General features: G+C 70.6%; 19 protein-coding genes. 10 read left to right on the forward strand and 9 right to left on the reverse strand.

Features of this window, described 5'->3' with window-relative positions; all coding sequences use genetic code 11:
- Position 1: 1 nt before the first annotated feature.
- The 5 genes from ABH926_RS40910 to ABH926_RS40930 form a co-directional block, all read right to left on the reverse strand.
- Positions 2-3,061, reverse strand: coding sequence for an alpha-mannosidase (locus ABH926_RS40910; RefSeq protein ID WP_370371669.1), 3,060 nt, complete (start codon positions 3,059-3,061; stop codon positions 2-4).
- Positions 3,062-3,065: 4 nt separating this feature from the next.
- A complete protein-coding gene (locus ABH926_RS40915; RefSeq protein ID WP_370371670.1) occupies positions 3,066-4,451 on the reverse strand; it encodes a glycosyl hydrolase in 1,386 nt (461 codons plus the stop codon).
- Between the two features lie 64 nt (positions 4,452-4,515).
- Entirely contained in the window at positions 4,516-5,457 is a 942-nt protein-coding gene (locus ABH926_RS40920; protein WP_370371671.1) for a carbohydrate ABC transporter permease, read from the reverse strand.
- Positions 5,454-6,335, reverse strand: a complete 882-nt coding sequence (locus tag ABH926_RS40925; protein WP_370371672.1) for a carbohydrate ABC transporter permease — start codon at positions 6,333-6,335, stop codon at positions 5,454-5,456. Before ABH926_RS40925 ends, ABH926_RS40920 begins: the two co-directional genes overlap by 4 nt.
- A gap of 48 nt (positions 6,336-6,383) precedes the next feature.
- Positions 6,384-7,682: an ABC transporter substrate-binding protein gene (locus ABH926_RS40930; protein ID WP_370371673.1), complete on the reverse strand. Its 1,299-nt coding sequence runs from the start codon at positions 7,680-7,682 to the stop codon at positions 6,384-6,386.
- Positions 7,683-7,856: 174 nt separating this feature from the next.
- On the opposite strand from ABH926_RS40930, the gene ABH926_RS40935 reads away from it, so the two are divergent.
- The 5 genes from ABH926_RS40935 (at position 7,857) to ABH926_RS40955 (ending at position 12,561) form a co-directional block, all read left to right on the forward strand.
- The gene (locus ABH926_RS40935) at positions 7,857-8,888 is read left to right on the forward strand and encodes a LacI family DNA-binding transcriptional regulator (RefSeq protein WP_370371675.1); all 1,032 of its coding nucleotides are present in this window, start codon (positions 7,857-7,859) and stop codon (positions 8,886-8,888) included.
- Positions 8,889-9,017: 129 nt separating this feature from the next.
- A complete protein-coding gene (locus tag ABH926_RS40940) occupies positions 9,018-9,656 on the forward strand; it encodes a hypothetical protein (protein WP_370371677.1) in 639 nt (212 codons plus the stop codon).
- Positions 9,657-9,750: 94 nt separating this feature from the next.
- The gene (locus tag ABH926_RS40945) at positions 9,751-10,677 is read left to right on the forward strand and encodes an ABC transporter ATP-binding protein (RefSeq protein ID WP_370371679.1); all 927 of its coding nucleotides are present in this window, start codon (positions 9,751-9,753) and stop codon (positions 10,675-10,677) included.
- 110 nt (positions 10,678-10,787) lie between these two features.
- Positions 10,788-11,507: an ABC transporter permease gene (locus tag ABH926_RS40950; RefSeq protein WP_370371811.1), complete on the forward strand. Its 720-nt coding sequence runs from the start codon at positions 10,788-10,790 to the stop codon at positions 11,505-11,507.
- A 7-nt stretch (positions 11,508-11,514) separates the two neighbouring features.
- Positions 11,515-12,561, forward strand: a complete 1,047-nt coding sequence (locus ABH926_RS40955; protein WP_370371681.1) for a heme A synthase — start codon at positions 11,515-11,517, stop codon at positions 12,559-12,561.
- 56 nt (positions 12,562-12,617) lie between these two features.
- Here the strand turns inward: ABH926_RS40955 and ABH926_RS40960 are convergent, their stop codons facing one another.
- The 4 genes from ABH926_RS40960 to ABH926_RS40975 form a co-directional block, all read right to left on the reverse strand.
- On the reverse strand, positions 12,618-13,619 hold the full coding sequence (locus tag ABH926_RS40960; protein WP_370371682.1) for a hypothetical protein: 1,002 nt from the start codon (positions 13,617-13,619) through the stop codon (positions 12,618-12,620).
- The gene (locus ABH926_RS40965) at positions 13,616-14,152 is read right to left on the reverse strand and encodes a SigE family RNA polymerase sigma factor (protein WP_370371683.1); all 537 of its coding nucleotides are present in this window, start codon (positions 14,150-14,152) and stop codon (positions 13,616-13,618) included. Before ABH926_RS40965 ends, ABH926_RS40960 begins: the two co-directional genes overlap by 4 nt.
- A 93-nt stretch (positions 14,153-14,245) precedes the next feature.
- The gene (manA, locus tag ABH926_RS40970) at positions 14,246-15,448 is read right to left on the reverse strand and encodes a mannose-6-phosphate isomerase, class I (protein WP_370371685.1); all 1,203 of its coding nucleotides are present in this window, start codon (positions 15,446-15,448) and stop codon (positions 14,246-14,248) included.
- Positions 15,449-15,490: 42 nt separating this feature from the next.
- On the reverse strand, positions 15,491-16,480 hold the full coding sequence (locus tag ABH926_RS40975) for a heme o synthase (RefSeq protein ID WP_370371687.1): 990 nt from the start codon (positions 16,478-16,480) through the stop codon (positions 15,491-15,493).
- Between the two features lie 301 nt (positions 16,481-16,781).
- Between ABH926_RS40975 and tkt the strand changes: the two genes are divergently transcribed.
- From tkt to pgl, 5 genes are all read left to right on the forward strand, one after another.
- Entirely contained in the window at positions 16,782-18,908 is a 2,127-nt protein-coding gene (gene tkt, locus ABH926_RS40980; protein WP_370371688.1) for a transketolase, read from the forward strand.
- A gap of 27 nt (positions 18,909-18,935) precedes the next feature.
- Positions 18,936-20,036 (forward strand): transaldolase, encoded by a 1,101-nt coding sequence (gene tal / locus ABH926_RS40985; RefSeq protein WP_370371690.1) that lies wholly within the window; start codon positions 18,936-18,938, stop codon positions 20,034-20,036.
- 62 nt (positions 20,037-20,098) lie between these two features.
- On the forward strand, positions 20,099-21,631 hold the full coding sequence (zwf, locus tag ABH926_RS40990) for a glucose-6-phosphate dehydrogenase (protein WP_370371813.1): 1,533 nt from the start codon (positions 20,099-20,101) through the stop codon (positions 21,629-21,631).
- Positions 21,628-22,695 (forward strand): glucose-6-phosphate dehydrogenase assembly protein OpcA, encoded by a 1,068-nt coding sequence (locus tag ABH926_RS40995; RefSeq protein ID WP_370371692.1) that lies wholly within the window; start codon positions 21,628-21,630, stop codon positions 22,693-22,695. The genes zwf and ABH926_RS40995 overlap by 4 nt, the downstream gene beginning before the upstream one ends.
- Positions 22,692-23,480, forward strand: a complete 789-nt coding sequence (pgl, locus tag ABH926_RS41000) for a 6-phosphogluconolactonase (protein WP_370371693.1) — start codon at positions 22,692-22,694, stop codon at positions 23,478-23,480. The genes ABH926_RS40995 and pgl overlap by 4 nt, the downstream gene beginning before the upstream one ends.
- Positions 23,481-23,540 lie beyond the last annotated feature (60 nt).

The following is a 23,540-nucleotide window of genomic DNA, read 5'->3' on the forward strand; positions in this document are numbered from 1 at the left end:
TTCAGGCCTCCGAACCGGTCGTGCGAGTGAAGCGGAGTGTGACGAGCTGGAACGGCCGCAGACTCAGGCGGAGTCCATCGTTGTCCGAGACCACGGTCACACCTTCTCGGGTGATCGGCCGCTCTAGCAAATCGCAGATCTCAAAGCCCGAGAAACCGAAGTTCGGGGTGACGCGCGCCGAGGCCCGGCCGCCGTGCGACTCATAGACGCGCAGGATCACGTCGCCGCTGCGGTCGTCCGCGAGCTTGACGGCGGAGGCGGTGACGGCGTCGTTGTCGATGGTGAACAGGGGCTCGACCGCCGAGGTCCCGCCCATCCGCTCGGCCGGCAGGTTGACCGAGTACCCCTCGCGCACCGCGTCGCCGATCCCGGCGCCGGGCACCAGCGCGTGCTGGAAGTGGTGCACACCCTGGTCGGTCTCGGGGTCCGGGAACCGCGGCGCGCGCAGCAGCGAGATCCGCGCGGTCGTGGTGGTGCCGCCGTCCTCGCGGACCGTCCGGGTCACGTCGTGGCCGTAGGTCGAGCCGCTGACCAGCGCCACGCCCCAGCCCGGCTCCTCGAAGTGCACGAACCGGTGGTTGCAGGCCTCGAACTTCGCGGCCTCCCACGAGGTGTTCGTGTGCGTCGGCCGGAAGATGTGGCCGAACTGGGTCTCCGAGGCGTAGCGGTCGGCGTGGATGTCCAGCGGGAACGCGAGCTTCAGGAACTTCTCGGTCTCGTGCCAGTCGACCGTCGTGGTGATCTCCAGGCGCTTGGCCCCGGTCCGCAGGGTCAGGCGCTGCGCGACCTTGGACGCGCCGAACGAGCGGTACACCGAGACCCGGATCTGCCCGGGCGCGGAGTCGCTCTCGACCTCGATCTTGTCGACGTCGGTCAGGTCGGTCACGGTGTTGCGGTAGAACTCGTCGACGTCCCAGGCGTCCCACATGTTCGGGAAGTCCGGGTGGATCTGAAGCAGGTTGGCCGCGGCGCCGGCCGGGACCGTCTCGCGGCCGGCCTCGATGTCGAACGCCGACACCACCAGGCCGCGGTCGTCGATCTCGACCCGCAGCAGCCCGTTGTCCAGGACGTGGCCGCCGCCGGCCCGCTCGGTGACCGAGGTCTGCCCCGGGCCCGAGTCGGCCACGCGCGCACCGCCGGCCGGCACCCCCTCCCGCGTGTGGGGCGTCGCGTTGAAGACGACCCGGTCCGCGTGGTCGGCGACCTCGTCGCCGGACATCGAGCCCTGGGCCTCCAGGACCAGCCCCGTCAACTCCGCGCCGAGCTCGGCGTAGGTCTTCTCGGCCTCGCGGTGCACCCACGCGATCGAGGATCCCGGCAGGATGTCATGGAACTGGTGCAACAGCACCGTCTTCCAGATCCGGTCCAACGCGGCGTACGGGTACTCGAACGCGTTCCGCACCGCGGCCGTGGCGGCCCACAGCTCAGCCTCGCGCAGCAAGTGCTCGCTGCGCCGGTTCCCCTGCTTGGTCCCCGCCTGGCTGGTCAGCGTGGCCCGGTGCAGCTCCAGGTACAGCTCCCCCACCCACACCGGCGGGTTCTGATACTCGGCCTCGGCCTTGGCGAAGAAGTCCGCGGGCTTCTCCCACGCGACCTTCGCCGAGCCCTCCAGGTCCTTCATCCGCCGCGCCTTGGCGACCATCTCGCGCGTGGTCCCGCCGCCGCCGTCACCCCAGCCGGTGGGGGCCAGCGACACCGAGGCGCGGCCCTTGTCCTTGAAGTTGCGGGCGGCGTGCGCGATCTCGCTGCCCTTCATCGAGCAGTTGTAGGTGTCGATCGGCGGGAAGTGCGTGAAGATCCGGGTGCCGTCGATGCCCTCCCACAGGAAGGTGTGGTGCGGGAACTTGTTGACCTGGCTCCAGCTGATCTTCTGAGTCAGTAGCCACTTGCTGCCGGCCGCCTTGATGATCTGCGGCAGGCCCCCGGCGAAGCCGAAGGTGTCCGGCAGCCAGGCCTCGTCGTTCTCGACGCCGAACTCGTCCAGGAAGAAGCGCTTGCCGTGCACGAACTGGCGGGCCATCGCCTCCGAGCCGGGCATGTTCGTGTCCGACTCCACCCACATGCCGCCGGCCGGGACGAAGCGGCCCTCGGCGACGGCCTTCTTGACCTTCTCGTAGACCTCGGGGCGGTGGGTCTTGATGAAGTCGTACTGCGCGGCCTGGGACATCGTGTAGATGAACTCGGGCTCGGAGTCCAGCAGGTTGGTCATGTTCGCCGTGGTGCGCGCGACCTTGCGCACCGTCTCGCGCAGCGGCCACAGCCAGGCCGAGTCGATGTGCGCGTGGCCGATGGCGGAGATCTTGTGCGCCGAGGGCACGGCCGGCTTGGCCAGCACCTCGGCCAGGCACTCCCGGGCCGCGGCGGCGGTGGCGTTCACGTTCTGCAGGTCGACGGCGTCCAGCGCCTTCTCCACCGCGCGCACGATGTCATAACGGCGCGCCGAGTCCTCGGGCAGCTCGGCCATGAGCTCGCCGAGGACCTCCAGGTCGGCGACCAGGTTCCAGACCGTCTCGTCGAAGACCGCCAGCTCCAGCTTCTCCAGCCGGTACTGCGGCTCGTCGCCGGCCGTCTCCTTGTCGCCGAGCAGCGTCGGCAGGAAGGGGTGGTAGTCCAGGATCACCGGGTTCGAGGCCGCCTCGACGTGCAGCAGCACGTCCTCGCCGCCCTCGGCGCGGTCGGCCACGCGCACCCACTGGTTGCGCGGGTTCAGGCCCTTCACCGGCGAGCCGTCCGGCCGGTAGACCAGGCCCTCGCACTGGAAGCCGGGCATGTTCTTGTCGAACCCGAGGTCGATGATCGCCTCGACGGTCTTGCCCGCCCACCGCTCGGGCACCGTCCCGGCGACCGTCAGCCAGCTGGTGCCCCACGGCGCGCCCCACCGGTCGCCGACCGCGACCGGCTCGCGCGGCGCGGCCAAGCCTTCGGCGACCGGCACCGGCTCGCCGGGCGCGACCCAGATCGAACCCGTCAACGGCACCGACTCCGGGTAGATCGCCGGAGTGATGCGCTCCTCCAGGACGCGCTTCAGGCGGTGTTCCACCAAGGACCGGTTATCGTGCATCGCTTTAGCTCCCAACGTCCTCGACGGCCAGCACCTCGGTGATGCCGCGCGCAGTCAAGTGATTCTTATCCCCAGCGAGCCCGGCGAGTACAGCTGTCGGCCGGGCACCTTCTTCCAACAGACGCATGAAGGCTTCGTAGAAACGGCCGCCGGGGGCGCACGTGGCGCGCGCCGTGACCTCTTCGGGCAGGTCCAGGACCAGGCCGACGCTCCGCGCCGCGGGCGGCGCCCAGGTCTCGCGGACCTCGCCGACGATCTTGGCCAGCTCCAGTCCGGCCGGCTTGGCCTCGCGGGCGGTGGTCAACAGCCCGAGGCTGTACTCCAGCTCGGGGAAGTCGGCCAGGTCCTTGCTCACGTCGTGCGAGCACCACCAGGTGACGCCCCACAGGTCCGGGCAGTCGAGCGCGTTAGCGACGGTCGCGCGGGTGAAGTCGGCCGCCTTGTCCGCCGGGATGTGCGGCTGCGGCGCGCCGACCTCCTGCAGCCACACCGGCCGGTGCGGCTCGGCGGACCAGGCCTTGGACAGCTCGATCATGTATTCGGCGTGGTGCGCCACGGCCGCCGAGTCCGTGCCGTAGCGCTGCTGCGTGCCGTTGAAGACCCAGGAGTGGATCGCGGTCGCGGCGCCGTACCGGGCGGCGTGCGCCGGGGTGAAGGGATGGTCGTCGAGGTACCAGGCGGCGTCGTACGAGCAGTGCAGGTGGAACTTGCCCGGCGCGCCCTGCTCGCAGGCCTCGAGCAGCCGGTCCAGCCACGCCGCCGCCTGCGCGGAGGTGATGCGGTCCGGGTCCGGGTGCGGGTCGCCGGAGAACTGGTTGGTCTCGTTGCCGAGGGTCATCCCGATGAAGTTGGGCCGGTCGGCCAGCGCCGCGGCCAGCGTGCGCAGGTACTCGGCCTCCCCGGCGACCACGTCGGGGTCGGTGAACATGTTCCGGCGGTGCCAGGTGCTGACCCAGGCCGGCTGGAAGTCGAAGCTGGACAGGTGGCCCTGCAGTCCGTCGACGTTGACGTCCAGGCCGCGCTCGCCGGCGGCGTCGGCCAGCGCCACCAGCTGCTCGACGGCGCGCGGGCGGATCAGGGTGCGGTTGGGCTGGAACACCGGCCACAGCGGGAAGACCCGCACGTGGTCCAGGCCGAGCGCGGCGATCGAGTCCAGATCGGCGCGCACGGAGTCCAGGTCGAAGTCGAGCCAGTGGTGGAACCAGCCGGCGCTGGGGGTGTAGTTGACGCCGAAGCGGGGGGTGCGCGGTGTGGGCCGCGCCGGGAGCGGCTGCGTCGTCGCGGCCTGGGCCGTCGGAGCCTGCGTCGTCGGGGCCTGCGTCGTCGGGGCCTGCGTCGTCGTGGGCTGCGTCGTCGTGGGCTGCGTGGCGGCCAGCGGTGCTGCGGTCATGGCGGGGGTGGGCTTCCCTCGTGTGTGTTCGGGTGGATCTGGTGCCGGGTGGCGCGGGCGCGGATCAGCCCTTGATGGCGCCCTCGGCGACGCCTCGGAAGAAGTACCGTTGCAGGATCAGGAACAGCGCGAGGATCGGCAGCAGCGCCATCATGGTTCCGGCCGCGATGGTGCGCGGGTCGTGCGACCACTGGCCGTTCAGGTAGGACAGGCCGACGGTGAGCGTGAGCTTGTTCGGGCTCTGCAGCACCAGCAGCGGCCACAGGAAGTCGTCCCAGGCGCCGATGAAGGCGAAGATCGAGATCACGCTCAGCGTGCCCTTAACCGACGGCAGGCCGACGTAGCGCATCCGCTGCAGGACATTGGCGCCGTCGATAATCGCGGCCTCCTCCACCTCCTTGGGCAGCGCCATGAACGCGTTGCGCATGAGCAGCACGTTGGTCATGGCGATCATGTCCGGCAGACAGACCCCGAGGATCGAGTCGCCCAGGCCCATGCTGGTGATCATCTGGAACTTGGAGATGATCGTCACCTCGGCCGGCAGGATCAGCGTCGCGACGAACACCCCGAGCAGCAGCTTGCGGCCCTTGAACTTCAGCCTGGCCAGCACGTAGCCGGCCAGCGTGGCGCCGATGACGTTGCCGGTGACGTTGATGACGGCCACGGTCAGCGAGTTCAGCGCGAAGTGCCACACCGGGATGGTGTTCTGCACCTCGCCGTAGTTGCCGAGCGTGGGATGGTGCGGCAGCAGCTGGATGTTCTGGGTGTAGACGTCCTCGGCCTTGCTCTTCAGCGAGGTCGACAGCTCCCACAGCATCGGGCCGATCGAGATCAGCAGCACGACGATCAGCGCGGCGTAGCGCAGGACCAGCCCGTGCGGCGTCGGCGCGTCGAAGATGGGCGAGCGCCCCTTGCGGTCCGGATGCCGGACCGCGGTACCGCGGCGCGCCGGCCGCTTCCCGCGCGTCTTCGACTCGCGGCTGTCCTCGGCGGTGGTCGCGGTCACGACTCCTCCTGGCTGTTCTTGTTCAGGCGGGTCAGGAACAACAGCGGGATGGCGGTGAGGAAGAACAGGAACACGCTGATCGCGCTGGCGTACCCGAGGCGGCCGTCGCTGCCGGAGGCCGCCTGCTGCACCAGCATCACGATCGACACGTCCTGGCCCCCGACGCCGCCGGTCGCGCCGCCGAGGATGTACAGCTCGCTGAACACCCGCATGGCGTTCACCGCGATCAGCACCGAGATCAGGATCATGGTGCCGCGCACCCCGGGAACGGTGACGCTCCAGAACCGGCGCACCGACCCGGCGCCGTCCACGGCGGCGGCCTCATGCAGCTCCCGCCGCACGCTGCCCAGCGCGGACATGTACAGGAGCATGTAGTAGCCCAGGCCCTTCCACACCGTCAGCGCGATGGCACTGAGCAGCAGCAGCCACCGGTCGGTGAGGAACGGGACCGTCTTGTGGACGACGCCCATGGTCTGCAGCAGGTTGTTGAACAGACCGCGGTCGTCGAGCATCCACTTCCAGATCAGGGCCACGGTCACCGCCGAAGCGATGACCGGGAAGTAGAAAGCGGTCCGGAAGAAGGCGATGCCGCGGATGTTCCGCTGCACCAGCATGGCCAGCAGCAGCGGAAGCAGCGTGAGCAGCGGGACGCAGATCACCATGAAGACGATGGTGTTGATCACCGCGTCCCGGATGTGCGGGTCATGCCACAGAAGCCAGTAGTTCTTCAGACCGATGAAGTGCCCACCGGTGAGCTGGTGCACGTTCGTGAACGACAACGTGACGGTGTTGATCGCCGGCCACACGCTGAACAGCGCGAGCCATACCAGCGCCGGCAGCATCAGCAGCCATGGGGTGTAGAACCGGTGGGACCTCATCGGTTTCCTCTAACTCCTATTACTCCTACTCAGGCCTGGGGACACACATCACTGCGTGAGCAGCGCGTTCGCCTGGTTGACGGTGTTGTCCAGGGCCTGCTTGGAGGTCTCCTTGCCGGTCATCGCCTTGGCGATCTCCTGGTTCAGGATCGTGTTCATCGCGTCGGTCCAGATCGGCGGGGTGAAGTTCACCGCGGTCTGCATGTCCTTGTACGCGATCACCGCGGCGTCGCCCTGCGAGGTGCCGTCGCTCTTGCTGTACTGCGGGTCGTTCGCCGAGGCGGCCGAGCCCGGCAGGAAGCCCGGGGCCAGCTTGATGAACGCGGTCTGGTTCTCGTTGTTCGTCACGAACTCGGCGAAGGCCAGCGCCAGCGGCAGGTTCTTGCTCTTGCTGGCGACCGACAGGCCCTGCACGTACAGCGGCGCGGTGTCCAGCGCCGGGGACGGGACCACGTTCGGGGCCAGGGTCGGGTTGTCCTGCTGGAGGCTGGTGATCAGGTTGCCGCCGCCGGTGGTCCAGGCCACCTGCTGCTTGCTGAACAGCGTGGAGTTGCCCTCGTAGCTGTTGTCCAGCACGTTCGAGGGGAGGTACCCGGCCTTGTAGGCGGCGGTGTACTTGTCCAGCATCGCCTCGGCCGGCGCGGTGTTGAAGGCGAACTTCGTGCCGTCGTCGGACAGCAGCTTGGTGCCGGTGTTCGCGATGTCCGACAGGCCCGGGGCGCGGGACATCAGGTAGTCCTTGCCGCCGGACTTGTCGTGCATGGTCTTGGCCTGGGCGACCAGGTCGTCGAAGGTCTTCGGCGGGTTGGACGCGTCCAGGCCGTCCTTGGCCATCATCGTCTTGTTCCAGTAGCTCACGTCGGTGCCGAGGTACCAGGGGAAGCCGAAGTCCTGGGAGCCGCCGGAGATGTCCTGGTAGTTGTACGCGCTCAGGCCGCTCTTGACGTAGTCCGTCGTCAGGCTCGCGTCGTTCTGCTTCAGGTCCAGCAGGTTGCCGGTCTTGGCCACGGCGTGCGCGATGTCCGGCGGCAGGTTGATCACGTCGGGCAGGCTGCCGGTGGAGACCTGGCTGGCCACCTTGGTCGGGTAGCCGTCGCCGGGCTGGTCGATCCAGTTGATGTCCGTGCCCGGGTGCGCGGCCTTGAAGTCGGCGATCAGCTTGGTGAAGTACGGCGTGAACTTGTCGTTCTTCAGCGACCAGGTCTGGAAGGTGATCGAGCCGGACAGCGCCGCGGTCGTGGAGACCGTCTTGTTCGCGTCCGTGGAGGAGGACTTGCTCCCGACGCCGCAGCCCGCCAGCAGCGTCGCGGTGACGGCTATGGCGGATACCGCTGTGATCCTGCGCATGGTCATGACTCCCGGCTTTCCGTGTGAGGGGGTTCGTGGTGGAGGTGCGTTCGGGGAGTGCTCTCTCGTTCACGAGAGTTTTACTAAACCGCTCTAGTGAAATGGGACTATGCTCTGCGTCATCCGGGGTGTCAAGGGGCGAGACGACCCCCACCGGGGAAGGGATACCGATTCGTGACCAGGCCCACGATCGACGACATCGCCCGCAGTGCCGGGGTGTCCAAGAGCGCCGTGTCGTTCGCGCTGAACGACCGCCCTGGCGTAAGCCCCGCCACCCGGGAGCGGATCCTGCGCGTCGCCTCGGAGATGAACTGGCGGCCACACAAGGCGGCGCGCGCTCTGGGCGGCGCCCGCGCCGACGCCGTCGGCCTGGTGGTCGCGCGCCCGGCGCAGACCATCGGCGCCGAGCCGTTCTTCGGCCTGCTGCTGGCCGGTCTGCAGGCCGGGCTCTCGGCCCGCTCGGTGGCCCTGCACCTGATGATCGTCGAGGACACCGCGGCCGAGATCGAGGTCTACCGGCGCTGGACCTCCGAGCGGCATGTGGACGGCTTCGTCCTGGTCGACCTGCAGCACCGGGACAAGCGCGTGCCGGTCCTGGAGGGCCTGGGCGTCCCGGCGGTGGTGATCGGCGGGCCGGGCGGGCACGGCACGCTGCCCAGCGTCTGGGCCGACGACCGCGAGGCGATGCTGTCGCTGGTGGACTACCTGGCCGCGCTCGGCCACTGCCGGATCGCGCACGTCGCCGGCGACGAGGCCTTCCACCACACCCGGCGCCGCATCCGGGCGCTGAAGGACGCGGCCCGTCGCCTGCACCTGGTGGACGCGGTCTCGGTCCCCACCGACTTCAGCGACGCCCAGGGCGCCTCGGCCACCCGCGCGCTGCTGAGCAGCCCGAACCGGCCCAGCGCGCTGATCTTCGACTCGGACGTGATGGCGGTCGCCGGGCTCGCGGTGGCCGCGGAGATGGGGGTGGCGGTGCCGGCCGGGCTGTCGGTGGTCTCCTTCGAGGACTCGCTGCTCACCCGGATCGTGCACCCGGCGATCACCGCGCTGAGCCGCGACACCTTCGCCCTCGGCGGCCAGGTCGCGGCGATGCTGCTGGCCGCGATCGACGAGCCGGGATCGGGGCGCGACGTGCAGAGCGCCACGCCCCGGCTCACGGTGCGCGAGAGCACCCGCGCCCCTTACAGCGACCGCGGGGCATGAACCGGTTCAGCGAATCAGGTGAACCGGTTCAGTAACCGACCGTCACCTCCCACGAACAGCCCACCCCGCTTGCCCCGCCGCCCCGCCTGCACTGGCCTGGAGGGAGAACACGCGGATGGGAGGACGATCATGTTCGTCCGCAGCCTCTACATCACCACCGATCCGGCGGACGTCGGCCCGGCCCTGGACGTGATCGCCAAGTCGGTCCCCGGGATGATGGCCGAACAGCCCGGGTTCGACGGGATCGGCGTCTTCGCCGACCGGACCCTGGGCAAGATCCTCACCGGCTCCTGGTGGGAGACCGAGCAGGCGCTGAAGGACAGCGACGAGAACCTGCGCGACCGGCGCACCGAGATGCTGGCGCGGTTCGTCTCGACGATCACCACCATGAACCTGGAGGCGGCGGCCTTCACCCGGCCCGCCGCGGCGACCAGCGGCGGCTTCCGGCTCCAGCGGATGGCCTTCGCCCCGGACCACGCCGACCGCCTCGTCCAGGCCTTCAAGGAGGTCGGCCTGCCACGGTTGCAGGAGCTCGACGGCTTCCAGGGCGCCAGCCTGCTCCTGGAGCGGAACCTCGGCATGGCCGGGGTGAGCGTGATCTTCCAGGACATGGACGCGCTGGCGGCCTCGCGCGGCCCGCAGGCCGCGATCCGGAGGGCGGCGTTCGAGCAGATGAAGGAGGGTGTCCAGCTGATCGCCCTGGAGGAGTTCGAGGTCGTGGAGCTGGACCTGCCGACATCCAACCCGATCAAGCGGCCCGGCTACTGAGCCGGCTGCCGAACACCCTCCTGAGAGGGTGTGGCGCATATAACAGCAAGACCCGGCAGGGAGCACTACAGGTTGGCTTCGTAGAATCTCCGCTATGGGACAAGCAGCCGTAGAAGTGACCGGCCTGGTCAAGAGGTACGGCGCCAAGACCGCGGTGGACGGCCTGGACCTGCGCGTGCAGACCGGGACCATCACCGCCGTGCTCGGCCCGAACGGGGCCGGCAAGACCTCGACCATCGAGTGCTGCGAGGGGTACCGCCGGCCCGACGGCGGCACCGTCCGCGTGCTCGGGCTGGACCCGGTCGCCCAGGGTGAGCAGCTGCGGCCGCGGATCGGCGTGATGCTGCAGTCCGGCGGCATCTACCCCAGCGTGCGCGCGGTGGAGATGCTCAAGCACACCGCCAAGCTCTACGCGAACCCCCTGGACACCGACGCGCTGATCGAGCGCCTGGGCCTGGGCTCGGCCGGCCGGACCACGTTCCGGCGGCTGTCCGGCGGGCAGCAGCAGCGGCTCTCGCTGGCGCTGGCCGTGGTCGGGCGGCCGGAGCTGGTGTTCCTGGACGAGCCCACCGCCGGCCTGGACGTGCAGGCCCGGCACGCCACCTGGGAGCTGATCGAGCAGCTGCGGGCCGACGGCGTCACCGTGGTGCTCACCACCCACCTGCTGGACGAGGCCGAGCGGCTGGCCGACACCGTGGCGATCGTCGACTCCGGCAAGGTGATCGCGCACGACACCCCGGCTGCCCTGGCGGCGGCCGACGGCACCGCCGAGACCGCGATCCGCTTCACCGCGCCGCCCGGCCTGGACCTGGCCGGGCTGCTGGCCACGCTGCCGGCCGGCCTGACCGCCGTCGAGCAGCCGCCGGGCGCCTACACGGTGGCCGGCGACATCACTCCGGACGCCCTGGCCAAGGTGACCGCGTGGTGTGCCGCCAAGGACGTGATGCCGCAGGGGCTGAGCGTGGGACGCCGTACCCTCGAAGATGCCTTCCTCGATCTCACCGGACGGGACCTCCGTTGACCACGACCGCCTCCGCCGACGACACCGCCGACACGGGCTCCGTGAACGCCGCCCGCCGCCCCGCGTCCCTGAGCTTCACCCCGAAGCCCGGCGCGGCCCCGGCCTCCCGCATGATCCTCGCGCAGGCCGCGCACGAGGTCCGCCTGATGCTCCGCAACCCCGAGCAGCTGCTGCTGACCATAGTGGTCCCGGCGCTGATGATGGTCCTGTTCTCCGGCGAGTCGCTGGTCGCCACCTCCGGCCCCGGCAAGCGCATCGACTTCTACGCCCCGGGCCTGTTCGGTGCCGCGGTGCTGTCCACGGCGTTCACCGGCCTGGCCATCGCCACCGGCTTCGAGCGCCGCTACGGCGTGCTCAAGCGCATGGGGGCCACGCCGCTGCCGCGCTGGGGCCTGATCGTGGCCAAGGCGCTGTGCGTGCTGTGCGTCGAGGTGATCCAGATCGCGCTGCTGTCGGCGATCGCCCTGGCGATGGGCTGGAAGCCGCACGGCGACCCGCTGGCCGTGGCCGTGCTGATCGTCCTGGCCACCGCCACCTTCGCGGGCCTGGCCATGCTCATGGCCGGCACGCTGCGCGCCGAGGCCACCCTGGGCCTGGCGAACTTCGTGTTCCTGCTGCTGCTGGCCGGCGGCGGCGTGATCATCCCGCTGTCCAAGTTCCCCTCGGGCGTGCGCCACGTACTGGACGCCCTCCCGATCAGCGCCCTCACCAACGGCCTGCGCGACGTGCTCCAGCACGGCGCCACGCTGCCCTGGGCGAACGTCGGTATCCTCGCCGCCTGGGCCGTCGCCGCGATCGCGGTGGCCGCCCGGACCTTCAAATGGGAGTAGCAGGACGATGACGCAGACCGCCGGGGACGCCCCGGCCAGCGAGCAGGCGGCGGCCCCGGCGGACGGGGCGAAGGTGCCCGCTCAGGCCGGGCCCACGCCCACCAGTGCGCGCCCCGCGGCCACCGGCCTCGTCTCCCGCATCCTCACCTGGCGCACCACCCCGGCGATCCTCACCTGGACCTGCTTCGCCGCCTTCGTCGCCAACATCGGCGTCATCGTCACCGGCGGCGCGGTCCGCCTCACCGACTCCGGCCTGGGCTGCCCGACCTGGCCCACCTGCACCGACGGCAGCCTGGTCCCGACCAGCCGGCTCGGCGCGTACGGCGTCGTGGAGTTCACCAACCGCATGCTCACCTTCGCGGTCTCGGTGGTCGTCGGCGCGGCGATCATCGCGTGCATGCGCTGGCACCCGCGCCGCGCGGTGCTGAACAAGCTGTCCTGGACGCTGTTCGTCGGCGTCGTGGTCCAGGCGGTCATCGGCGGCATCTCGGTGCGCACCCACCTGGCCCCGATCTGGGTCTCCCTGCACATGCTGGTGTCCATGGGCATGGTCGCGCTGTCGTACGTCCTGTGGGTCCGCAGCCGCGAGCCCAACGACGCCGCCCCCACCCCGACCGTCCAGCCGGTCCTGCGCACCCTCGGCTACGTCCTCACCGCCGGCGTCGGCGCGCTCCTGATCGCCGGCACGATCGTCACCGGCAGCGGTCCGCACTCCGGCGCCAAGGCCGGCGACCCGGGCCACAAGCGCTTCCCGCTCAGCCCGGCCAACGCCACCCAGCTGCACGCCGACCTGGTGTTCCTGGTCGTCGGCCTGACCGTGGCGCTGTGGTTCGCGCTGAAGGCCACCGGGGCCGCGCCCCGGATCCTGAACACGGTGCGCGACCTGTTCCTGCTGCTGATGGCGCAGGGCGTGATCGGCTACGTGCAGTACTTCACCCACCTGCCGGTCCTGCTGGTCGGGATCCACATGTTCGGCGCGGCCATCGTGTGGGCCGCGACGTGGCGGGTGCTGCTGGCGATGCGGGAGCGGAAGGCCTTCGCCGCGGCGGTCTGATACAAACACAGGCGTGCCCGGCCCGATGCTCGCGGGCCGGGCACGCTCATGCGGTGTCAGTGCTGGGTGTTGTCGATGTAGGGAACCAGACTCTGCTTCGCCTGCTGGGCCACCTGCGCCGGGACGGTCAACCCCCACTGCGCGTCCATCACCATTGCCACGAGCTGGTCGATCGAGAGCAGCGAGTCCTTGCGCGACGGGGTGACGGGGTGGAGCGGCTGATTCGGCGGGCTGTAGAAGTTGGTCGCGTTGATGGAGAGCACGGTGCCGTTCTGGAACACCCGCGTCGCTTCGTTGACGTAAGCGCCCGCTGTGGCCGAGTCCACGCCCCGGCCATCGCCACTCTGCCGATAGGACAGCACGACGCTGCCATCCGGCTCGACGACAGCCTCGCAGTCGCTGACCTGGCCGGGGTTCAATTCCTGCTCCGTCGTGCAGTCCGTGACTTTCGTTATGCCCGGACTGTTTTGCGCGACATGCGCACTCAGCGCGGTGAGCTTCCCGCTCCCGTCGTCCACGGACATGTACCCGATCGTCTCCACCCCCAGCTGCGTGGGGCGGTAGCTGTCCTGGCCACCGTAGTTCGCGGTGACCAGGCCCGAGGGAAGCAGCAGCTTGACGATCGCGGCGGTCGAGCGGCCGTCGATGAGCACCCGGCCGGCTCCGGGCTGCGGCGCGGGCACCCGGTGGATGGTCAGGCCGGGATCCTCCAGCTGTGACAACGGAGTCGGCGTCGTCGTGTTCGGAGGTGCCGTCGTGGTGGGAGGAGGTGTCGTGGACGGCGGCCGCGCACTCAGCCCGGGCGTCGCCGACGTCGACGGCGACGTCGCCCCCGCAGCCCCCACGGACGCCTTCTCCGGCCTGCCCGCCCCGCCGCTGAACGCCACCGCCCCGGCGGTCACCCCCAGCACCGCCACCACGCTCAGCGCGCCGGTGACCGCGCGCGTGCGCACCACCCGCGCCCGCGCCCCGGCGAACACCGCCGCCGGCCCGCCGACGACCGGCGGCTCCTCCCCGATCCCCTGCCCCAGCAGGTCTCTGATCTCGTACTCATTCATGCCATGGCCCCTTCCGAGCCGATGCCGAGTCCGAGCCGGTCGTCCTGGAGCACCGTCCGCAGCGCGGCGAGCGCCCGCGCGCTCTGGCTCTTCACCGTGCCCGTCGAGACTCCGAGCAGGTCCGCGGTCTCCTCGACGCTGCGGTCCTCCCAGTAGCGGAGCACCACCGTCGCCCGCTGCCGGGGCGGAAGCCCGCGCAGAGCGGAGAGCACAGTGAGCTTGAGGTCACTGTCCCCGCTCCCGCTGTCGGCCACCTCCACCGGCTCGGCCCACGACCGCTCCCGGCGCCGCCACAGCCGGCGGTTCTCGTCCAGGAACAGCCGCAGCAGGACCTGCCGGGAGTAGGCGTCCAGGCTCTCCACGCGGCCGCGCCGGGCGGCCACCACGACCTTGACCAGCGTGACCTGCACGAGGTCCTCGGCGCGGTGCCAGTCCCCGCACAACAGGTACGCCGTTCGGCGCAACGCCAGGTACCGCCCCTGGACGAACTCCTCGAGTTCGTCCTCGACGGCCGCCTTGTCTCCCCGCGCCATGCGCTGTCCCCTCCGGCCGGCTCGATCTTCTGTCACCGGTCCTAGAGGGGTCGGCCCGGGCGCCAGGTTGCTCGGGCCGGCAAACTTCTCCGCTCAGACCCCGGGGGCGGCCACCACCAGGTCGGCGATCCCGGACGCCTCGACCCGGCCCTCGCGCGCCGGGACGAAGCAGGACTCGCCCTGCGTCAGCGTCACCGTGCCGCGGGTCCCCCGCAGCTCGACCTCACCGGACAGCGCCAGCACGATCCGCGGTCCGGTGCCGGGCACCTCCACGCGCAGCGTGGTGCCGGTGTCCAGGCTGGCGTGGTACAGGCGGAACTCCGGGGCCGGGGTGTCGAACTCCACGACGCCGGTGCCGATGGCGGTGCCGTGCCGCACCGGGACCGGGACCGAGGCGTCCATGACCCGCAAGAGCTCGGCGACGTCGATGTGCTTGGGCGTCAGGCCCGCGCGCAGCACGTTGTCGGAGTTGGCGAGCAGCTCGACCCCGGTGCCGCGCAGGTAGGCGTGCAGCCCGCCGGCCTCCAGGAAGATCGCCTCGCCCGGCTTGAGCACGACCCGCTTCATCAGCAGCATCGCCACCAGGCCGATGTCGCCGGGGAAGTCCTCGGCGACGCGCAGGACGGCCGCGAAGTCCTCGGCGAGCTCCCCGCCCTTGTCCGCCCCGGCGCGACAGGCCTCGACGACGTCGGCCACCAGTTGCCCGCGGGTGCCCGCCGGCCACTCCAGCAGCCGCCCGATCGCCGCGGCCACGGTGGCCGGCTCCGGCTTGTCCGCGAGCCCGGCCCGGACCGGGTCCAGCGCCTCGGCGCCGAACTCCACCAGCGTGGCGAGCACCTGCTCGGCGTCCTCGGCGCTGCGGCATCCGGCCAGCGCCTCGAAGTCGGTGAGCGCCATCAGGATCTCCGGCTTGGGCCAGTCGTCCGCGTAGTTGCGGTTCGGGTCGCCGGCGGCCAGGCCGCGCTCCTGCTCGGCGGCGAACCCGGCCTCGGCCTGGGCCCGCGTCGGATGCGTCTGGATGGACAGCGCCTTGGCCGCCGACAGCACCTTGAGCAGGAACGGCAGCCGGTTCTTGAACCGGGCGGCGACCTGGGGTCCGAGCATCCCCACCGGGTCTGCCGAGACGAAGTCGAGCAGCGTCGCCTCGCCGCCGTCGATGCGGGAGGGCGCGGTCGGGTGCGCGCCCATCCACAGCTCGGCCTCGGGCTGCCCGGAGGGCGCGCGGCCTAGCAGGTCGCTGATGGCGCTGGGCGAACCCCACGCGTAGTGCTGGGTGGTGTTGGTGAGCCGGTACACCCTGGAAAGGCTAGTGGACGACGGAGTCCGCCGCGCTAAGGCTCAGTGGACGAGAGGGCTCACCGCGGCGGCCACGAACAGCAGCGCCAGATACATGTTCGAGAAGTGGAACAGCCGCATCGGCTGCAGCTCCACCCCGTCCTTGCCCGAGCGCGCCCGCAGGTCCAGCCGGTGCGCCTCGACCAGGAAGACCACGCCGAGCACGGCGGCGGCGATCGGGTAGACCAGGCCGGTGTGCCCGATCGGCCACAGCAGCAGCGAGCAGGCCACGGTCGCGTAGGAGTACCAGACGATCTGCTTGGTCACCTCGCGGGCCGGGGCCACCACCGGGAGCATCGGCACGTTCGCGGCCGCGTAGTCCTCGCGGTAGCGGATGGCCAGGGCCCAGAAGTGCGGCGGCGTCCACAGGAACACGACCATGAAAAGCACGACCGGCGCCCACGCCAGGTGGTCCGTCGCCGCGGTCCAGCCGATCAGCGCCGGGAAGCAGCCGGCCGCTCCGCCCCAGACGATGTTCTGCGGCGTGCGCCGCTTGAGCACCATCGTGTAGACGAGCACGTAGAAGGCGTTCGCCGCGAGCGCCAGGCCCGAGGACAGCCAGTTCACCGCCAGGCCCAGCCACAGGGTGGAGACCACCCCGAGCACGAGCCCGAACACCAGTGCGCTGTGCGGGCTCACCGAGGCGGCCGGCACCGGACGGCGCCGGGTGCGGCGCATCTCGGCGTCGATGTCGCGGTCCACGTAGCAGTTCAGCGCGTTGGCGCTGCCCGCCGACAGGTAGCCGCCGATGGTCACCGCGATGACCGGCCACAGCGGCGGCACGTGGCGCAGCGCCAGGAACATCACCGGGATCGTGGTGACGAGCAGCAGCTCGATGATGCGGGGTTTGGTCAGGGCGACGTACGCCTTGACCACCGCCACAGCGTGTCCGCCACGTTCTGCCGCCGCCGCCTCAACGGCTGAAGGAACGGCGGCCCGGGACGGAGCCGTGGTCGGGGGAGTCTCGACCGTGGTCAAAAGCCCGTCCTCCATGGATGCCTGATTCGGACAACACGCAACTTTAAACCGTCGCCCCGCGCGCTCATGCGGCGGGTCGGCTTATCGCGCTTTGAGTCGCCGCGGAGATACGCACCGCATGTATACGAGCGCTGCACCACACCTGTTCACCAAGGGTTATCCCGCGCGTACGCGTCCCACCTGCTGACTCGGAACGCGATGCCCCTGAGGTCCGAGTAGGCTGGCGAAACGAGATCTGAATCATGTTGCGCAGGGGTCCCACCAGCTGTACCCGAGCGTGGGTCCTCGGCGCGTGAACTGCGAAGGAGCGCTTCCGGTGAGCACCGCAAGCACCGCAACCCCGTTCGAGTGGACCGACTTGGACAAGCGCGCTGTGGACACCGTCCGAGCCCTGGCCATGGACGCGGTCCAGAACACCGGTAACGGCCACCCCGGGACCGCGATGTCCCTGGCCCCGGCGGCCTACCTGCTCTTCCAGCGGCACCTTCGCTTCGACCCGGCCGACCCCCATTGGGTCGGCCGGGACCGTTTCGTCCTGTCCTGCGGACACTCCTCGCTGACCCAGTACATCCAGCTGTACTACTCCGGCCTCGGTCTCGAGCTGGACGACCTGCGCCACTTCCGCCAGTGGGGCTCGCTGACCCCGGGCCACCCGGAGTACGGCCACACCAAGGGCATCGAGGTCACCACCGGCCCGCTGGGCCAGGGTCTGTCCAACGCGGTCGGCATGGCGATGGCGGCCCGCTACGAGCGCGGCCTGTTCGACCCGGACGCCCCGGCCGGGGAGTCCCCGTTCGACCACAAGGTCTATGTCTTCGCCTCCGACGGCGACCTGGAGGAGGGCGTCACCTCGGAGTCCTCCTCGATCGCCGGCCACCAGAAGCTGGGCAACCTCGTCGTGGTCTACGACGACAACCACATCTCCATTGAGGGCGACACCAAGGTGGCCTTCGGCGAGGACGTGCTGCACCGCTACGAGGCCTACGGCTGGCACGTGCAGCACGTGGACTGGCTGGCCGGCGGGGAGTACCACGAGGACGTCCAGGCCCTGCACGAGGCACTGCTGGCGGCCGAGGCCGAGACCGAGCGCCCCTCGATCATCCGGCTGCGCACCATCATCGGCTGGCCGGCCCCGAACCTGCAGAACACCGGCAAGGCGCACGGCGCGGCCCTCGGCGAGGCCGAGGTCGCGGCCACCAAGAAGATCCTGGGCATGGACCCGGACAAGCACTTCGACGTGCCCGCGGACATCCTGGCGCACGCCCGGCAGGTCGGCGCCCGCGGCGCGGCCGCGCACTCCGCCTGGGACGCCGAGTACGCGGCCTGGCGCACCAAGAACCCCGAGCGCGCCGGGGAGTTCGACCGGATCGCCAAGCGCGAGCTGCCGGCCGGCTGGGCCTCCAAGCTCCCGACCTTCGAGCCGGGCAAGGACGTGCCGACCCGCAAGGCCTCCGAGGCCGTCATCCAGGCGATCGCCGAGTCGGTGCCGGAGCTGTGGGGCGGCTCGGCCGACCTGGCCGAGTCCAACCTGACCACCATCAAGGGCGGCAAGTCGTTCCTGCCGGCGGTCTACGGCGAGACCGAGTTCGGGGCCTCCAGCCCCTACGGCCGCATCCTGCACTTCGGCATCCGCGAGCACGCGATGGGCTCGATCCTCAACGGCATCGCGGCGCACGGCAACACCCTGCCGTTCGGCGGCACCTTCCTGGTGTTCTCCGACTACATGCGCCCGGCCGTGCGCCTGGCCGCGCTGATGAAGCTGCCGGTCACCTACGTCTGGACGCACGACTCGATCGGCCTGGGCGAGGACGGCCCGACGCACCAGCCGGTGGAGCACGTCGCCGCGCTGCGCCTGATCCCGGGCATGACCGTGGTCCGCCCGGGCGACGCGAACGAGACCGTCGGCGCCTGGAAGGCCCTGATGGAGAAGCACACCGGCCCCGACGACCACGGCCCGGTCGGCATCGCGCTGACCCGCCAGGGCATCCCGACCTTCGACCACGAGGTGCTGAACTCCTCGCTGGACGCGGTCGAGGGCACCGCCAAGGGCGGCTACGTCCTGGCCGAGGCCACCGGCGGCGCGCCGAAGGTGATCCTCATCGGCACCGGCTCCGAGGTGCAGCTGGCGATCCAGGCCCGCGAGGCGCTGGAGGCCGACGGCATCCCGACCCGCGTGGTCTCGATGCCGTCCACCGAGTGGTTTGAGGAGCAGGACGCCGAGTACAAGGAGTCGGTCCTGCCGGCCGCCGTCAAGGCGCGCGTCTCGGTGGAGGCCGGGGTCGGCGCGGGCTGGAAGCAGTACGTGGGGGACGCCGGCCGCAGTGTCTCGCTGGAGCACTTCGGCGCCTCGGCGGACTACAAGATCCTGTACCGCGAGTTCGGCATCACGGCCGAGGCCGTCGAGGCCGCGGCCCGGGAATCCCTGGCCGCCGCCGGCGCTTGATTTTTAAGTGAAGAGGGAGATGACGAGATGACGAACGAGAACCTGGACAAGCTGTCCGGCGCCGGTGTGGCGATCTGGCTGGACGACCTGTCCCGCAAGCGTCTGCAGACCGGCAACCTGGCCGACCTGATGGCGCAGAAGAACGTGGTCGGCGTGACCACCAACCCGACGATCTTCCAGAAGGCCATCGTCGGCTCCGAGGTCTACACCGAGCAGCTCACGGACCTCGCGGTCCGCGGGGTGACGGTCGACGAGGCCATCCGCATGATCACCACCGCCGACGTGCGCGCGGCGGCCGACGTCCTGCGCCCGGCGTACGACGCCTCCGACCGCCAGGACGGCCGGGTCTCGATCGAGGTCGACCCGCGCCTGGCGCACTCCACGGCGCCGACCGTGGCCGAGGCCAAGCAGCTGTGGTGGCTGGTGGACCGGGAGAACCTGTTCATCAAGATCCCGGCCACCCGCGAGGGCCTGCCGGCGATCACCGCGGTGCTGGGCGCCGGCATCAGCGTGAACGTGACGCTGATCTTCTCGCTGGAGCGCTACCGCGCGGTGATGGACGCCTTCCTGGCCGGTATCGAGCAGGCCAAGGCGAACGGCCACGACCTGGCCAAGATCGCCTCGGTCGCGTCGTTCTTCGTCAGCCGCGTCGACACCGAGATCGACAAGCGCCTGGAGAAGCTCGGCAAGACGGAGCTCAAGGGCAAGGCCGGCGTGGCCAACGCCCGCCTGGCCTTCGAGGCCTACGAGGAGGTCTTCTCCTCGGACCGCTGGAAGGCCCTCGAGGCCGCCGGCGCCAAGGCCCAGCGTCCGCTGTGGGCCTCCACCGGCGTGAAGGACCCGGCGTACGTGGACACCATGTACGTCGACGACCTGATCACCCGCGGCGTGGTGAACACCATGCCGGAGGCGACCCTGGACGCCGAGGCCGACCACGGCAAGCCGGTCGAGGACTCGATCCGGGCGCACTACGCCGACGCCCACAAGGTGCTCGACGACCTGGCCGCGGCCGGCGTCTCCTACGACGACGTGGTCCAGGTGCTGGAGGACGAGGGCGTGGACAAGTTCGAGGTGTCCTGGAAGGAGCTCCTCGAGGCGGTCCAGGGCGAACTGGACAAGCTCAAGTGAGCGACAAGGGGCACTTGGGCTTCCAGCTCTCTCAGGCTGAGAAGACGCTGCTGTCGCACGAGCTGGCGCCGGAGGGCGCGGCGAACCCGCTGCGCGACGCCGCGGACCGCCGCCTGCCGCGCATCGCCGGGCCCTGCGGCCTGGTGATGTTCGGCGTCACCGGCGACCTGTCCCGCAAGAAGCTGATGCCGGCGATCTACGACCTGGCGAACCGGGGGCTGCTGCCCCCGGGCTTCGCCCTGGTCGGGTTCGCCCGGCGGGACTGGGCCGACCAGGACTTCGCCGAGGAAGTGCACCAGGCGGTCAAGGAGCACGCGCGGACCCCGTACCGCGAAGAGGTCTGGCGCCAGCTGTCCGAGGGCTTCCGCTTCGTCTCCGGCGAGTTCGGCGACAAGCAGGCCTTCATCGAGCTGAAGGAGACCATCGACAAGCTCGACGCCGAGCGCGGCACCAACGGCAACCACGCGTTCTACCTGTCGGTCCCGCCGAAGTTCTTCCCCGGCGTGGTCGAGCAGCTGCACGAGGTGGGCCTGGACCAGGGACCGGAGGGCTCCTGGCGCCGCGTCATCATCGAGAAGCCGTTCGGGCACGACCTGGCCTCGGCCCGGGAGCTCAACGCCATCGTGGACTCGGTGTTCCCGCCCAAGTCGGTCTTCCGCATCGACCACTACCTGGGCAAGGAGACCGTCCAGAACATCCTGGCGCTGCGCTTCGCCAACGAGATGTTCGAGCCGATCTGGACCCGGGACCACGTGGACCACGTCCAGATCACGATGGCCGAGGACATCGGCATCGGCGGCCGGGCCGGGTACTACGACGGCATCGGCGCGGCGCGCGACGTCATCCAGAACCACCTGTTGCAGCTGCTGGCCCTGACCGCGATGGAGGAGCCGGTGTCCTTCGACGCCGACGCCATCGCCGCGGAGAAGACCAAGGTGCTCTCGGCCATCCGGCTCCCGGACGACCTGGACACCTACACGGTCCGCGGGCAGTACGCGGCCGGCTGGCAGGGCGGCGAGAAGGTGGTCGGCTACCTGCAGGAGGACGGCATCTCGCCGGACTCGGTGACCGACACCTACGCCGCGGTGAAGCTGGAGGTGAACACCCGCCGCTGGGCCGGCGTGCCGTTCTACCTGCGCACCGGCAAGCGTCTGGGGCGCCGCGTCACCGAGATCGCGGTGGTGTTCAAGCGCTCGCCGTTCCTGCCCTTCACCCCGACGCAGACCGAGGAGCTGGGGCAGAACGCCCTGGTGATCCGGGTGCAGCCGGACGAGGGCGTGACGGTCCGCTTCGGCTCCAAGGTCCCGGGCACCTCGATGGAGGTGCGCGACGTGAACATGGACTTCGCCTACGGCGAGGCGTTCACCGAGTCCTCCCCGGAGGCCTACGAGCGGCTGATCCTGGACGTGCTGCTCGGCGACGCGCCGCTGTTCCCGCGCGTGGCGGAGGTCGAACTGGGCTGGGAGGTCCTGGACCCGATCGAGGAGTACTGGGGCCAGCACGGCAAGCCGGAGCAGTACACCTCGGGCACCTGGGGTCCGGCCAAGGCGGACGAGATGCTCGCGAAGGACGGACGGAGCTGGCGGCGGCCATGATCAAGCACCTGGATTCCACCACCTCGGCGAAGATCGCCGGCGCCCTGATCGACATCCGCAAGGAGGCCGGGGCGGCCACCACCGGCGCGGTCCTGACCCTGGTGATCGAGACCGATGAACGGCACCACTACTACGCCCTGCGGGCCGCGCGCGAGGCCTCGCGCGCGCACCCCTCGCGCATCCTGGTCGTGATACCGCACCCGGAGCAGCCCTTCAGCGGGCTGGACGCCGAGGTGCGGGTGGGCGACGAGATGGGCCCGGGCGAGGCGGTGGTGATGCGCCTGAACGGCGAGCTGGCCGCGCACGCCGACGCGGTCGTGCTGCCGCTGCTGCTGCCGGACACCCCGGTGGTCACCTGGTGGCCGGCCGACTCCCCCGAGGACCCGGCCGAGTCGGCCCTGGGCAAGCTGGCGACGCGCCGGATCACCGACGCCTCCGGCACGCACCAGCCGATCCAGGTGGCCGACCGGCTGCGCGGCTACTCCCCCGGCGACACCGACCTGTCCTGGACCCGCTGCACCCCGTGGCGCTCCATGCTGGCCGCGGCCCTGGATCAGATGCCCTGCATGGTGAAGAGCGTCAAGGTCACCGCGGAGATCGACAACGCGTCGTCGCGGCTGCTGGCGGTCTGGCTGGGCTGGCGCCTGGGCGTGCCGGTGACGCTGTCCACGGACACCGGCCCCGGCATCACCGGGGTGCACCTGGGCACCGACATGGGCGAGATCAGCCTGACCCGCCCGGACGGGATGCTCGCGATCCTGTCCATGCCCGAGCAGCCCGACCGGCACGTCGCGCTCAAGCGCCGCGAGCTGGCCGACCTGCTCACCGAGGAGCTGCGCCGCCTGGACGTCGACGAGACGTACGAGGAGGTGCTCCGGCACGTCACCGAGCGGGACGTGGCGCAGATCGAGGAGGTGGCGCCGAAGCCGGCGAAGCAGGCCACCATCACGATGACCGCCGAGCCCGACTCCGGCCCCCTGGGCGAGCTGCCCAGGGAGTCGGTCGAGCAGGAGAAGGAAGACCAGGACCTGGCGATCGACAAGCCGCTGGACGACGCTCCATGAGCGCCACTCCGGTCGTCATCGTCCACCGCGACGCGGAGGTCCTGGCGCAGGCTGTGGCGGCGCGGCTGATCACCCGGGTGGCCGACGTGCAGGCGCTCCGCGGCGCCGCGCACGTCGTCCTGACCGGCGGCACCGTCGGCATCAAGACGCTGGCGGCGGTCGCGGCCTCCCCGGCGCGCACCGCGGTGGACTGGTCCCGGGTCCAGCTGTGGTGGGGCGACGAGCGCTTCCTGCCCTCCGGGGATCCGGAGCGCAACGAGACCCAGGCCCGCGAGGCCCTGCTGGACGGCCTGGTCACCGAAGGGCTCCTGCCGCCGGAGAACATCCACGCGATGCCGGCCGCCGACAAGGCGGGCTTCACGCCCGAGGAGTCGGCGGAACAGTACGCGGCGACGCTGGCGGACTACGCCCGCGAGGGCGCGGACGTCCCGGCCTTCGACGTGCTCCTGCTGGGCATGGGCCCGGACGGCCACATCGCCTCGCTGTTCCCGGGCCACCCGGAGCTGTACGAGGAGAAGCGCAGCGCGGTCGGCGTCCGCAACTCGCCGAAGCCGCCGCCGCTGCGGGTCTCGCTGACCCTGCCCTCGATCCAGGCGGCCGCCGAGGTCTGGGTGGTCGCGGCCGGGGCGGAGAAGGCGAAGGTCACGCACCTGGCGCTGTCCGGCGCGGGGCCCGTGCAGATCCCGGCCGCCGGGGCGCGCGGGCGCGGACGGAGCCTGTTCCTGCTGGACCGGGCCTCGGCTTCGGAGCTGCCCAAGGAATTGGCACCGTACTCGCTGAGCTGAGATCAGCTGGTCAGAACGCTGAGTGCCGCCGGGGTCTTCGGATCTCGGCGGCACTTTGTT

This window comes from Catenulispora sp. GP43 (assembly GCF_041260665.1).
Lineage (GTDB): Bacteria > Actinomycetota > Actinomycetes > Streptomycetales > Catenulisporaceae > Catenulispora.

Excerpts from the sequence above, each read along its gene's own strand:
- ABH926_RS40910 (WP_370371669.1), bottom strand. The coding sequence starts at position 3,061 with ATGCACGATAACCGGTCCTTGGTGGAACACCGCCTGAAGCGCGTCCTG.
- ABH926_RS40915 (WP_370371670.1), bottom strand. The coding sequence starts at position 4,451 with ATGACCGCAGCACCGCTGGCCGCCACGCAGCCCACGACGACGCAGCCC.
- ABH926_RS40925 (WP_370371672.1), bottom strand. The coding sequence starts at position 6,335 with ATGAGGTCCCACCGGTTCTACACCCCATGGCTGCTGATGCTGCCGGCG.
- ABH926_RS40930 (WP_370371673.1), bottom strand. The coding sequence starts at position 7,682 with ATGCGCAGGATCACAGCGGTATCCGCCATAGCCGTCACCGCGACGCTG.
- ABH926_RS40940 (WP_370371677.1), top strand. The coding sequence starts at position 9,018 with ATGTTCGTCCGCAGCCTCTACATCACCACCGATCCGGCGGACGTCGGC.
- ABH926_RS40945 (WP_370371679.1), top strand. The coding sequence starts at position 9,751 with ATGGGACAAGCAGCCGTAGAAGTGACCGGCCTGGTCAAGAGGTACGGC.
- ABH926_RS40950 (WP_370371811.1), top strand. The coding sequence starts at position 10,788 with ATGATCCTCGCGCAGGCCGCGCACGAGGTCCGCCTGATGCTCCGCAAC.
- ABH926_RS40955 (WP_370371681.1), top strand. The coding sequence starts at position 11,515 with ATGACGCAGACCGCCGGGGACGCCCCGGCCAGCGAGCAGGCGGCGGCC.
- ABH926_RS40960 (WP_370371682.1), bottom strand. The coding sequence starts at position 13,619 with ATGAATGAGTACGAGATCAGAGACCTGCTGGGGCAGGGGATCGGGGAG.
- ABH926_RS40965 (WP_370371683.1), bottom strand. The coding sequence starts at position 14,152 with ATGGCGCGGGGAGACAAGGCGGCCGTCGAGGACGAACTCGAGGAGTTC.
- ABH926_RS40975 (WP_370371687.1), bottom strand. The coding sequence starts at position 16,480 with ATGGAGGACGGGCTTTTGACCACGGTCGAGACTCCCCCGACCACGGCT.
- tal (WP_370371690.1), top strand. The coding sequence starts at position 18,936 with ATGACGAACGAGAACCTGGACAAGCTGTCCGGCGCCGGTGTGGCGATC.
- ABH926_RS40995 (WP_370371692.1), top strand. The coding sequence starts at position 21,628 with ATGATCAAGCACCTGGATTCCACCACCTCGGCGAAGATCGCCGGCGCC.
- pgl (WP_370371693.1), top strand. The coding sequence starts at position 22,692 with ATGAGCGCCACTCCGGTCGTCATCGTCCACCGCGACGCGGAGGTCCTG.